The sequence below is a fragment of the Pseudomonas sp. LBUM1661 genome, from assembly GCF_059695925.1.
The window spans coordinates 687,136-699,253 of record NZ_CP166794.1 but is presented as its reverse complement, the minus strand read 5'-3'; the positions used below and the strand labels follow the sequence as shown (position 1 = coordinate 699,253).

At 61.5% G+C, this 12,118-nt stretch carries 12 protein-coding genes; 5 read left to right on the top strand and 7 right to left on the bottom strand.

Going from position 1 to position 12,118, the window contains the following annotated elements; translation table 11 throughout:
- The first annotated feature begins 15 nt into the window (after window positions 1-15).
- Window positions 16-1,038 carry a bile acid:sodium symporter family protein gene (locus ACA057_RS03135; RefSeq protein ID WP_497345866.1) on the top strand — a complete coding sequence of 341 codons (1,023 nt, stop codon included), beginning with the start codon at window positions 16-18 and terminating at the stop codon, window positions 1,036-1,038.
- On the opposite strand, the gene ACA057_RS03130 is transcribed toward ACA057_RS03135, so the two are convergent.
- Window positions 1,025-2,302, bottom strand: coding sequence for an acetyl-CoA C-acetyltransferase (locus tag ACA057_RS03130; RefSeq protein WP_497345864.1), 1,278 nt, complete (start codon window positions 2,300-2,302; stop codon window positions 1,025-1,027). The two genes, ACA057_RS03135 and ACA057_RS03130, sit on opposite strands and share 14 nt — an antisense overlap.
- A gap of 265 nt (window positions 2,303-2,567) precedes the next feature.
- Here ACA057_RS03130 and ACA057_RS03125 point away from each other — a divergent pair, with 265 nt between their 5' ends.
- The gene (locus ACA057_RS03125) at window positions 2,568-3,920 is read left to right on the top strand and encodes a 3-oxoacyl-ACP reductase (RefSeq protein ID WP_497345862.1); all 1,353 of its coding nucleotides are present in this window, start codon (window positions 2,568-2,570) and stop codon (window positions 3,918-3,920) included.
- A 2-nt stretch (window positions 3,921-3,922) separates the two neighbouring features.
- The gene (locus tag ACA057_RS03120; RefSeq protein ID WP_497345860.1) at window positions 3,923-4,777 is read left to right on the top strand and encodes a MaoC family dehydratase; all 855 of its coding nucleotides are present in this window, start codon (window positions 3,923-3,925) and stop codon (window positions 4,775-4,777) included.
- Between the two features lie 760 nt (window positions 4,778-5,537).
- On the opposite strand, the gene ACA057_RS03115 is transcribed toward ACA057_RS03120, so the two are convergent.
- The 4 genes from ACA057_RS03115 to ACA057_RS03100 are packed head-to-tail and all read right to left on the bottom strand — an operon-like array spanning window position 5,538 to window position 7,828.
- Window positions 5,538-6,095, bottom strand: coding sequence for a DUF4136 domain-containing protein (locus ACA057_RS03115; protein WP_497345858.1), 558 nt, complete (start codon window positions 6,093-6,095; stop codon window positions 5,538-5,540).
- Between the two features lie 54 nt (window positions 6,096-6,149).
- Window positions 6,150-6,764: a DUF4136 domain-containing protein gene (locus ACA057_RS03110; RefSeq protein WP_497345856.1), complete on the bottom strand. Its 615-nt coding sequence runs from the start codon at window positions 6,762-6,764 to the stop codon at window positions 6,150-6,152.
- A 12-nt stretch (window positions 6,765-6,776) separates the two neighbouring features.
- Window positions 6,777-7,526 (bottom strand): methyltransferase domain-containing protein, encoded by a 750-nt coding sequence (locus tag ACA057_RS03105; RefSeq protein ID WP_497345854.1) that lies wholly within the window; start codon window positions 7,524-7,526, stop codon window positions 6,777-6,779.
- Window positions 7,526-7,828, bottom strand: coding sequence for a MazG-like family protein (locus ACA057_RS03100; RefSeq protein WP_008011269.1), 303 nt, complete (start codon window positions 7,826-7,828; stop codon window positions 7,526-7,528). Before ACA057_RS03100 ends, ACA057_RS03105 begins: the two co-directional genes overlap by 1 nt.
- Window positions 7,829-8,100: 272 nt before the next feature.
- Between ACA057_RS03100 and ACA057_RS03095 the strand changes: the two genes are divergently transcribed.
- Window positions 8,101-8,394, top strand: a complete 294-nt coding sequence (locus ACA057_RS03095; RefSeq protein WP_059405721.1) for a hypothetical protein — start codon at window positions 8,101-8,103, stop codon at window positions 8,392-8,394.
- An 83-nt stretch (window positions 8,395-8,477) separates the two neighbouring features.
- Window positions 8,478-9,827: an MATE family efflux transporter gene (locus tag ACA057_RS03090; protein WP_497345852.1), complete on the top strand. Its 1,350-nt coding sequence runs from the start codon at window positions 8,478-8,480 to the stop codon at window positions 9,825-9,827.
- 8 nt (window positions 9,828-9,835) lie between these two features.
- Here ACA057_RS03090 and ACA057_RS03085 read toward each other — a convergent pair whose 3' ends face one another.
- Together ACA057_RS03085 and ACA057_RS03080 are read right to left on the bottom strand one after the other, a co-directional pair.
- A complete protein-coding gene (locus tag ACA057_RS03085) occupies window positions 9,836-10,612 on the bottom strand; it encodes a DUF4123 domain-containing protein (protein WP_497345850.1) in 777 nt (258 codons plus the stop codon).
- On the bottom strand, window positions 10,609-11,925 hold the full coding sequence (locus tag ACA057_RS03080) for a type VI secretion system Vgr family protein (RefSeq protein WP_497345848.1): 1,317 nt from the start codon (window positions 11,923-11,925) through the stop codon (window positions 10,609-10,611). The genes ACA057_RS03085 and ACA057_RS03080 overlap by 4 nt, the downstream gene beginning before the upstream one ends.
- Window positions 11,926-12,118: the final 193 nt, after the last annotated feature.

Sequence of the window (12,118 nt, the reverse complement as noted above, 5' to 3'; positions counted from 1 at the left end):
TATTCGGTGCCTGTCATGCATGCCTTCAAACACCTCAAACGCGTCGTCACCGACTGGTTCTTGTGCGGCATGCTGATCGCCACGCTGCTGTCGTATTTCTTCCCGAGCTTCGGCGCCACCGGTGGCGGCATGCATGCCGAGTACGTGATCAACATCGGTGTGTTCCTGGTGTTCTTCCTGCACGGGGTCAACCTCTCCAGCGAGCAGATCAGCCAGGGTTTGAAAAACTGGAAGCTGCACGTCATGGTCCAGGGTTTCACCTTTGCGGTGTTCCCATTGATCTGGCTGGTGAGCGACAAGCTGCTGGGTTCGCATGTTCCTTCGCTGCTGATGCTCGGTTTCCTCTACCTCTGCGCCCTGCCCTCGACCATCTCGTCTTCCGTGGCCCTGACCGGCAGCGCGGGCGGTAACGTGCCGGCAGCAATTCTCAACGCGAGCCTGTCCAGCGTCCTGGGAATTTTCATTACGCCGTTGCTGGTGAGTGTCGTGGTCGGCAGCGGCGCCGGTGGCATCGACCTCGGCTCAACCCTGCTCGACCTCTGCGCCATGCTGTTGTTGCCGCTGGTGCTCGGGCAACTGGTGCGGCCGTTTTTCGGCAAGTTTTTCGCCCGGCACAAGCGCTACACCAACGTCGTCGACAAGCTGGTGATCCTGCTGCTGGTGTACGCGGCGTTCTGCAATTCGATGGTGTCGGGGATGTGGCAGCAACAGGGCGACAGCGTGATTCTCACGGCGCTGATCGGCAGCGCAGTGCTGCTGGCGGTGATCCTGTGGATGACCACCCGCACCGCCCGCGCCTTGAAATTCAGCCAGGCCGATGAGATCGCAGCGGTGTTCTGCGCCAGCAAAAAATCCCTGGCGGCGGGTGCGCCGATGGCCGCGTTGATCTTCGGTGCCAACCCCGGCCTGGGGCTGATCCTGCTGCCGATCATGATCTACCACCCGTTGCAGCTGATCGTCTGCTCGGTGATGGCCGAGAGTTACGCCAACCGCAAACGCATCGTGCAGCAGGACGCCGAACTGCTCAGCGCTCGATAATCGCCGTCACACCCTGGCCGCCGGCGGCGCAGATCGAGATCAAACCTCGACCCTTGCCTGCCGCGTCGAGCAACTTGGCCAGGTTGGCGACGATGCGCCCACCCGTAGCGGCAAATGGATGCCCGGCCGCCAGTGAACTGCCTTTGACATTGAGTTTGCTGCGGTCGATGGAACCCAACGGCGCGTCGAGGCCCAGGCGGGTTTTGCAATACTGCGGATCTTCCCAGGCCTTCAACGTGCAGAGCACCTGCGCGGCGAAGGCTTCGTGGATTTCGTAGTAATCGAAGTCCTGCAACGTCAGGCCGTTACGCGCCAGCAAGCGCGGCACTGCATAAACCGGCGCCATCAACAGGCCCTCGGCCCCGTTGACGAAATCCACCGCCGCCGCTTCGCCATCTCGCCAGTACGCGAGGATCGGCAAGCCGCGCTCCTTCGCCCATTCTTCACTGCCCAGCAGCACCAGTGACGCACCATCGGTGAGCGGCGTGGAGTTGCCGGCGGTCATGGTGCCCTTGGCACTTTTCTCGAACGCCGGTTTCAACGAGGCGAGTTTTTCCAGGGTCAGGTCCGGGCGCAGGTTGTTGTCGCGGGTCAGGCCGAGGAACGGCGTCATCAGATCGTTGTGCCAGCCTTCGGTGTAGGAGGCGGCGAGTTTTTGGTGGCTTTCCAGTGCCAGTTGATCCTGCTCGGCGCGCGGGATGTTCCAGGTTTGCGCCATCAACTCGCAGTGTTCGCCCATCGAAAGGCCGGTGCGCGGTTCGCCGTTGCGTGGAAACTCCGGGATCAGATGACGCGGACGCACCTGCAAAAAAGTTTTCAGTTTGTCGGCGGTGGTCTTGGCGCGATTGGCTTGCAGGAGAATTTTGCGCAGGCCTTCGTTGATACCGATCGGCGCATCGGACGTGGTGTCGACACCGCCGGCAATGCCGCACTCGATCTGGCCGAGGGCGATTTTATTCGCCACCAGCAACGCCGCTTCAAGGCCGGTGCCGCAGGCTTGCTGGATGTCGTAGGCCGGGGTGGTCGGCGACAGTCGCGAGCCAAGCACGCATTCGCGGGTCAGGTTGAAGTCCCGAGAATGCTTGAGCACCGCCCCCGCCGCCACTTCGCCCAGGCGCAGGCCATGCAGGTTGAAGCGTTCGATCAAGCCTTCGAGCGCTGCGGTGAGCATCGCCTGGTTACTGGCGGTGGCATACGGCCCGTTGGAACGGGCGAAGGGAATACGGTTACCGCCGATAATCGCGACGCGGCGCAGCTGAGTCATGAAAAGCTCCTGATGAACTATCTGAAAGTCGACGCAATCCCTGTGGGAGCGGGCTTGCCCGCGAAAGCGTTGGCTCAATCAACACGGATATTGAATGTGCCGGCCCCATCGCGGGCAAGCCCGCTCCCACAGTGAATGCATTGCCACACAAATCCACCGATCAAACTAATCTGTTTTGATCAAGCGTAGGCCTAATCTCATGGATCGAACGACTGATCGCCATTCGTGGTCCACACTTTGAACCCCAGCTGCTGGAGCGCGTTCCATGTCTGACCGCTATATCGACTTCGCCAATTCGTCCATCGGCCATCGTTTGGTCGGGGCCCTGGGTCTGCCGTCGCCGGTTCGGCTGGAGCGCTGGCAAGCCGGCCGGCTGCGTCCCGTCGAAGGGGCGCTGTTGATCGGCGGCGGCCCGCTGGCGGAGAAAGTCAGCGCCTTCGCCAACCGCCTGACCGATGCGATTTACAGTTACGGCGCCGAGCCTTCACTGGCGACGGCCTGGATTCCCGGCCACGGCCCCAAGCTCAAAGCCGTGGTATTCGATGCCAGCGACCTGGTGCAGACCGATCAGCTCAAACAGCTGCGTGAATTCTTCCAGCCGCTGATGAAAAATCTCGATCACAGCGCGCACCTGGTGATTCTCGGGCGTGCGCCGCAGACCTTGAGCGACCCGTTCGCCGCCAGTGCCCAACGCGCGCTGGAAGGCTTCAGCCGTTCACTGGCCAAGGAACTGCGCAGCGGCGGCACCTTGCAGCTGATCCAGGTCGGCGACGGTGCCGAGGATCAATTGGAAGGTCCGTTGCGGTTTTTCCTCTCGCCGAAAAGCGCGTTCGTCTCCGGGCAAGTGATTCGCCTGGAGGCCTGCGACACCCAAGTGACGGACTGGACTCGCCCACTGTCCGGCCGCAAGGCACTGGTCACCGGCGCGGCGCGCGGCATCGGCGCCGCCATCGCCGAGACCCTGGCCCGTGATGGTGCCGAGGTCATTCTGCTCGACGTGGCACCGGCCAAGACCGACCTCGAAGCCCTCGCCGCCCGCCTCGGCGGACGCAGCATCACCCTGGACATCTGCGCCGAAGACGCCGCCGCACAACTCATCGAACAATTGCCCGACGGCCTCGACATCGTGGTGCACAACGCCGGCATCACTCGGGACAAAACCCTGGCCAACATGACCCCGGAATTCTGGGACGCGGTGCTCGCGGTCAATCTCAACGCACCGCAAGTACTGACCAAGGCCCTGCTCGACAGCGGCACGCTGAGCGACAACGCTCGAGTGATTCTGCTGGCGTCCATCAGCGGTATCGCCGGCAATCGCGGGCAAACCAATTACGCCGCGAGCAAGGCCGGGCTGATCGGGCTGGCCCAGGCCTGGGCCCCGCTGCTCAAGGAACGCGGCATCAGCATCAATGCGGTCGCGCCGGGCTTCATCGAAACCCAAATGACCGCGCACCTGCCCTTCGGCTTGCGTGAAGCGGGTCGGCGCATGAGTTCGTTGGGCCAGGGCGGCTTGCCGCAAGACGTCGCCGAAGCGGTGGCGTGGCTGGCGCAACCGGGCACCGGCGCGTTCACCGGGCAAGCGTTGCGAGTCTGTGGACAAAGTGTTTTGGGGGCTTAGGCATGATCATCGACTGGCACACACTCAACCGCGAACCGAGCCTGCCGACGCTGTACGCCAAGGCCGCGACGCGCCGCAAAATCACCGGCACTACCCTGCCCGATTCCGGCTTGCGCTGCTGGATCAACGTTGATCCGCAACGTTTGGCGGCGTATCGCAACGTCTGCGGTTTTACCGACAACGGCCTGCTGCCGCCGACTTATCCACACATCCTCGCGTTTGCTTTGCAGATGCAACTGCTCACCGCCAAGGAGTTTCCATTCCCGCTGCTGGGGCTGATCCACCTGAGCAACCGCATCCGCGTTCTGCGACCCATGGGCGGAGTGAATCGCGCGCGGATCAGCGTGCACGTGCAAAACCTGCAACCCCACGCCAAAGGTGCGACGTTCGATCTGGTGACGACGCTTGACGATCAGTTGGGGCCGCTGTGGGAAGCAGAAAGCCGGATGTTGTGCCGCGGGGTAAAACTCGACGGCGAACCCATCGAAGAAGTGCTGGCCTCGACACTGGCCATGACCGAAGTCGCCCGCTGGGAAGCGCCGTCAGACATTGGTCGGCAATACGCCAAAGTGTCCGGCGACTACAACCCGATTCACCTGAGTGCCGCCAGCGCCAAACTCTTCGGATTCCCGACGGCGATTGCCCATGGGTTGTGGAACAAGGCACGCACCCTGGCGGCGCTTGCCGACCATCTGCCGACGGCGAATGTCGAGATTGAAGTGCAATTCCGCAAACCGGTGCGGTTGCCGAGCGAAGTGACGTTAATGGCCAGTGCGGCAGGGTCCAGTGGGGATTTGCAGCTGGTGGGGGCGGGGGATCTTGAGCATATGGTTGGGCATTGGCGGCCGGTGGCCTGAGTGTTTGGCGGGGTGATTTTGGCGCCTGTCAGACCGCCTTCGCGAGCAGGCTCGCTCCCACATTCGGACCGGGTGTACCCCGAGAGATTTGCCGGTTCGAATGACGCCATCGCAGGCAAGCCAGCTCCCACAGTTTGAGCGGGTGCATCTGTGAGGAATTGGTCGGGACGAAGGCCGTCTTCGCGGGCAAGCCCGCTCCCACATTTGGACCGGGTGTACCCGCGAGCGATTAACCGGTTCGAATGACGCCATCGCAGGCAAGCCAGCTCCCACAGTTTGAGCGGTGTGCATCTGTGTGCAATTGGTCGGAACGAAGGGCGCCTTCGCGGGCAAGCCTCGCGCCTACAGAAAATCAAAAGCAGAGCGCCGTACCGCTTCGCTTCTCACCACTCATCAGGCCGAGCGTTAGCTCGCCTTCAGTTTTTGATCTTGATCCACCCGCCCCTTCGGGAGGCTGAGTGGAGGTGTTCATCCGGGGAGTGGCGCGCAGCGCCGTTCGACGCAGTCGAACACGCTGCATGTAGGTCGTCGCGAAGCAGACCGGAGGGCAGTGTCCCCGGATGAATACCGGAACGAAGGAACGCCGAGCCTAAGCGAGGGGCCGGACGCTCGGGGCGAGCCTTTTTTTGCTTACTTTTTTTTGGCGTTTGAAAAAAAAGTGAGTCGCCGTAAGGGCGGAACCCCAAGCCGCCGTTACCGCAGCAACGGATCTACACACAAATCAACCAAGAACTTGGTCGGCTATCAGGCCGCCAGCCATCTACTTCGGAGGATAGTTAGCCAATATCCGCCCAACCGTTTCGCGGATGGCCGTACTGCGATCAGACGGGTTCGTTGTGCGACTGAGCATCTGCTCATCACTGCCCCGCCACACCAATTTGCCATCCTTGCCATCAAGCAAATCAATCTGAATAGTCGCCACCTTGTAGCTGATATTGCGGGTTTCGTTATACATCGGCGCGCCCCAATAACCGTTCCATGGATTCCCCCAACCGCCGCCGTAGTTAGTGGTCACCTGCTGCTGGCGCTCTTCGACGATCAGGTAAGTCTGCACGCTCAAATCACCCTTGCCGCCACCGGCAACCGGGCGCAGGCCGCGCTGATCCAATTGATCGGTAACCGCCTGGCGAACGCGTTGTTCGGTCAGGTCACTCTTGATCCGTGGATCATCGGGACGATATTGCAGGGCAGGTTCTTTCCAGCTCCAGCTGCGATAAGCGGCGAAGTCGCGGCTGGCATCAAAGTCATGATTGACCTGGTTGGCGGCGCAGGCACTGAGCAGCACGGCCACAGCCAGTAAAGCGAGACGGCGGAACATGATTGTTCTCCGATAGAAGACATGAACCTGCGCAATGCTTCTTGACGACAGAAGCTAACCAGGAGGATACGCCGACATTGCCTTTTCTACAGCCTTCCTGATCGCATCGGCGCGCTCGCTCTGGCTGCCGCGATTGCTGGTTTCCGCGCTGGCGCTCCACACCGGTTGGCCAGTGCCGGCATCAAACATATCCACCCGCACTACCACAACCTGTTCCTGATAAGTGCGAACAATCGGCACCGTGTTGTACATGCCATAACCGCTGCCATAGCGGTTGTAACCGCCATAACCGCCGCCGTAGTAACCGTAGTCGTCTTGAACCTGGCGCAAGCGGGTTTCCAGATGCAGATCGGCGCTGACAAACAGGTCCGCCGGGCGGTTGTCATGCAGCGGGCGCAGGCCCCGTTGATCGAGGGCATTGCTGACCGCTTCGGCGACTTGCGCCGAATCCGCCCACGCTGTGCCCGGCGGCAGCTGCCCGTTGAGCCAGGCCCAGCTGCGATAACGCCCGTAGTCGCGCGGCGGTGCCGGATATGCGCTGCGGTCGAAGGTACTGGCCGCTTGAGGCGGCGCCGGTGGTAGGGGGTTGGAGGTCGCCACATAAGGGTTGCTGCCCTGACAGGCCGCCAACCCCAGACAGATCACCAGTAACCCTGAACGAGTTTTCATTTCGCGCTCCGATCAGACCGGCCGACAGATCCAGTGCAAATAGCGCCCAAGTCCGGCAAAACTTGGGTGGCGACGGTGGGCGAGTTCCATTTCGAGCAAGTCCACCAGTTCGGCGCGGGCCTGGAATTCCACCGGCATGTAGTCGTGAAAAACCCGCACCCCGCTCTGAGTTTCGACCTGCCACAGGCCTTCAAGTTGCGCCGCCAGTTCTCGTGGATCGAGGGGCTGCTGCGGGGTCAGGCTCTGCTTCTCGCCGGCCATGTCGTTCTTGCGCATCTTGCGGAAGTGGCCCTTGAGCAAGTTGCGATAAATCAACGCGTCGCGGTTGTAGAACGCCAGGGACAACCAGCCGTCTTTTTTAGTGAGCTGATGCAAAACCGGCAGGATCGCGTGGGGTTCGGCGAGCCATTCCAGCACGGCGTGGCACAGCACCAGGTCGTAGGGTTCGGTGAGCTGACCGAGCAGATCCTGCCATGGCGCCTGAATGAACGTGGCGGTCTGCCCGGCGTCGGCGAAGCGCTGGCGGGCGCCGTCGAGCATCGGCCCGGCAGGTTCGGCCAGTGTGACGTCATGACCGCGCTGGGCCAGCCACAACGACATGTGGCCAAGGCCGGCGCCGATGTCGAGTACGCGCAGCGGTCGGTCCGGCAGGGTTTCAGCCAGGTCAGCCTGAAGCACCGCCAGACGGATCGCACCTTTGGCACCGCCGTAGATTTTTTCGGCAAAGCGGGTCGCCAGTTGATCGAAATGACGGTCGCTCATCAGCTGAACCGCCGTTCGCTGTCCGCGAGTTTGCTGCGCACCACTTCATTCATGTCCAACCCCAACTCGCTGCACAGGAGCAAAAGATAAAGCACGATGTCACCGATTTCCTGCCCGGCGTGAGCAAGTTTGTCCGCCGGTAATTGACGTGACTGATCTTCGGTCAGCCACTGGAAGATTTCCACCAGCTCGGACATTTCCACGCTGGCGGCCATGGCCAGGTTTTTCGGGCTGTGAAATTGCCGCCAGTCATTGCGGTCACGGATGGCGTGCAGGCGTTCGGTCAGTTCAACAAGGTTCATCGGGCTCTCCTGAAGGCGTATAGCTTCGGGGGGATGGCCGGGGATGGCAAGCTTCTCCTGTAGGAGCGAGCTTGCTCGCGATGGACGTTAACGATAATGCGTACATCCTGGATAAACCGTGTGCGCTTGAGTTCTTCGCGAGCAAGCTCGCTCCTACAGGGTTCATAAACAGACGGGAATCTTTGCGCCATACTCAAACGATCCTGGTATCAGGGAACTCGACATCGCGATAATGGCCCAATCGCCATCACACTCATCAGGACGATCCTCACATGCAGGTAGAAAGCTTTTTCGAATGGCTCGGCCAGGCGCTCGGTTCGGTCATCCGGTTTATCGTTGACGGCCTCAGTGGCTTGTTCAATCTGCTAAGCCATGCGGGCAGCAACTTTGTCGAAGGGATGTCCCGTGCGCTGGGCATGGATACATCGATCATCAACATCATTGCGTTGATCCTGGGGTTGATGCTGTTGTGGTCGGCGATTCGGGCGTTCATGAATGCATCGATCATCATGGGGATCATCTGGTTGCTGCTGGGGCTTTGGCTGTTGAGCTGGATTATTCACTGACACCACAAATCCTTGTGGGAGCGGCGATGCTTTTTAGATTGCGCTCACCTACCGCTACAATGCCCGCTCCCCAAGGAGCCTGCATGTCCAACCTGATTGCCGACTGGCGCGACCGCCCGACCCATCGTCGGGTCTGGGCGCTGGCCGCGCCGATGATTCTCTCGAACATTTCCGTACCGCTAGTGGCGCTGGTCGACAGTACCGTCATCGGTCACCTGCCCCACGCCCATCAATTGGGTGCCGTCGCGGTCGGGGCCAGCCTGTATACGTTTCTGGCCTGGGCCATGGGTTTTCTGCGCATGGGTTCCACCGGGTTCGCCGCCCAGGCTGCCGGACGCGGGGACGGTGCGGCGCTGCGGCAGATTTTGCTGCAAGGCCTGTTACTGGCCATGGGCCTGGCCGTGGTGTTGGGAGCGCTGGGGGTGCCATTAAGCGGCGTCGCGCTGCACTTCATGCAACCCTCGGCGGAACTGGATCAGCTGACCCGCGAATTCTTCCACACCCGGCTGTTCGGCCTGCCGGCCGCATTGGCCAGTTACGCATTGGTCGGCTGGTTCCTCGGCACGCAGAACGCCCGGGCGCCGCTGGCGATTCTGCTGAGTACCAACCTGGTCAATATCGCGCTGAATTTGTGGTTCGTCCTCGGTCTGGAATGGGGCGTGGTCGGTGCTGCCCGAGCCTCGGTGATCGCCGAATGGACCGGCGCCCTGATCGGCCTGCTGATGACCCGCAAGGCCCTGCGCGCTTACCCCGGCCACATCGCCTGGGCCGCACTGGCCCTGTGGCAGAGCTGGCGACCGCTGTTGGCAGTCAACCGCGACATCTTCATCCGCAGCCTGGCGCTGCAATCGGTGTTTTTCCTGATCACCGTGCAGGGTGCGCGGTTGGGTGATGCCACCGTCGCCGCCAATGCGCTGTTGCTCAACGGCCTGCTGCTGACCGCCCATGCCCTCGACGGATTGGCACACGCCGTGGAAGCGTTGTGCGGGCATGCCATCGGCGCGCGTGACCGGGAGGCACTGCGCCGCTCATTGGTGGTGGCTTGCGGCTGGTCGTTGCTGGCGAGCCTGGGCTTTGCCGTGCTGTTCCTGTTCGCCGGGCACCTGTTCATCGAGATGCAGACCGACATTCAAAGCGTGCGCGACACCGCGTTCATCTACCTGCCCTACCTCGCCGCACTGCCGTTGATTGCGGTCTGGAGTTACCTGCTCGACGGGCTGTTCATCGGCGCCACCCGCGCCCGGGAAATGCGCAACGGCATGCTGCTGACGGTGGTTCTGCTGCTGCCGTTCGCCTGGGTGCTGCAAGGTCTTGGCAACCATGGACTGTGGATAACATTCTTGTTGTTCATGTTGCTGCGCAGCCTGACCTTGGGCACGTTCGCCTGGTACCTGCGCAAGAACGACGGCTGGTTCGCCGGACGAGCCCACTGACCTCGCCTTCAGGCTTGACCGTTCTGCCACACATCGCGCAGCCCATCGAGACGCTCCTGTTGGGTGGCGCCCGTCAACGGCTGCACCAGCACAGCGCTGGGGTGCTGCAAGCGCAACCATAACCAGTCGTCGAGCACCGAACGTTCGCTGAAACCCAGCACCAGCCCTTCCTGCACATGGGACCAAAGGGTGTTGTAATCAGTCGCGGTAGAGATGTTCCAACGCCAGGTATGTTGCTCCAGCAGGCAGGTTTGCAGTTTTTCCCGTTGACCAGGGCTGAGACTTTCTTCGATCCCTAACGGGCTGACGGCAAGCCCCGGATTGAGCAACTGCTGCCAGCACTCACTGCCGATCGCGCGGTCGGCCCAGGTCCCGCCAAACCAGCGCAACTGACTGATCGGGCCGAGCCAGCGACTCAGTTCCCGGGCATCGCAAGCATCAAAAAAGTAACTGGCCGTGTGTGGGTTGTAGTAACTCAATAAGGCCCGGTGATGCAGGCCGACACTGACCGTGAGCATGCGGCGCAAATGCGCCAGCAGCTGTGATGACGACGCCTCGCTGAGCAGCAACAAACCACGCCAGATGTGCGCTTCGCTGTGGCACAACTCAAACAACGCAGGGCATGTCCGCAGGTCGACCAAGGCTGGCCCTTGTTCGCGCAATGCATGCAGCTCTGTGCTTTCGAACAACCAGAACCACCGAGCCTGCATCTGTTGCAGCAGCGCACCCGCCTGCGGTGCACCCGGCACATCCAGCAATAGCCATTGCGGCGGCCCGGCGATCATGCCGCACCGCTCCGGCCAAATTCCATCGCCACCCGGCAGGTGCAGAGCGCTTGCGTGCAATGGCTGAAACTGCCACCACCGGGCATCAGACACAGCAGCATCAAGGGCTCACCCGATCGCAGCCATTGCGACAGGCCCTCGACAACCTGGACCGCCTCGATCGCGGGCACCTCAGCCTTTTCGACAGGCGTCGGATGATGAAGAACGCCGCTGATCAGCGGTCGATCCGGATCACCCTCGACAAAACTCACCACCACCTCGGTCCCTTCATTCAACGGCGAAACGCTTGCCCCTGCGAGCTCTGCGGCCAACGGCAGCCAGCAGTGGCTGGGTATCGCGCCCTCACCCTGATAGAGCCAATCAAACTGCACAGCCACCGGTCTGGACGGATCGGGGTTCGATTCATCGACGTCGACCACCCAGGCCCGTTGCAGGCTGAGCATCCTCGGTTTGAGCGCAGGTTGAGGCGTGACGAAAGGCGCTTCCCAGTGGATGGCACGAATCTGGTTGCAGTAGGGAGTGCCCGGCTCCTGGTTGCCCCGATGTTCGAGGTGGGTCAGCAGCCAGAGACGATTGCACTCGGTCAACGGATGGCCGGACAAGCGCATCAGCCGACCACTGCGCAGTGTCGTCAGGTCCGTGTGGCCTTCAGCACTTTGCGCCGTTGCATCGGCGCAGCCCTGAAGCGAAAACTGACGCACCGCCGGTTGCTCGCCTTCGATCTGGAATAGCGCATCTTCACCCTGGCGAAAATTCCCCTGCCCTGCACCGAAGACCACACAGTGCCCGCGAGCGCCGTGCTCGAAGTGGTAGCGAATGTTCTCCTCGGCGCACAGGCGCTGGAGAAATTGCAGGTCCGATTCCCGGTATTGCGTACAGAAATCACGGGGTGGGTAATCGCCACTCAACTCAAAGCGCCGCGCCTGGCCGGCAATGCCGTGTTCCCTGAGCACCTGGTCGAGGATGTGTGGCACCGAACGGGCGCTGAAGATTCGCTGGCTGAAGCGCTGGGAAAGGCACGTCAACTTGGGGCCCAGCCGCACGTGGCAAAGCCTGACCGTCGGGCCATGTTCGCGCTGGACCAGTTCATGCAGTTGTCCGTGGAAGCCATTGCCCTGCGGCCCGATGTGCAAAAAGGCCGGACGATAGAGCAGGCGCGCAAGGTCGAGTGCCGGGTCTTTGATCAACAGATCGACGTCGAACACGAACGGCTCGCTGATGGCTTCTCTACCGGTAAAGGCCAGGACCTCAAAAGCGTCGGGCAGACCTGCTACATCCAGACGAAATGAAGGCTCGTTGACTGGATCGAACATCGGCGATTCTCTACAGGAGGGGCGACCGGGGATTCTCGCTGAGAGACATGGCCGAGTAGAGTGCCGAAGTACAACTTAGGAAATGGCCTACGTGAAAAGAAGACCATATGGCTTGGATAGCCGGGCGTGTGGGAAGTATCGCGTGGAAAGAGAGAGACACCGCACCAGGTCATCTGAAATTTCCGCAGCGTGC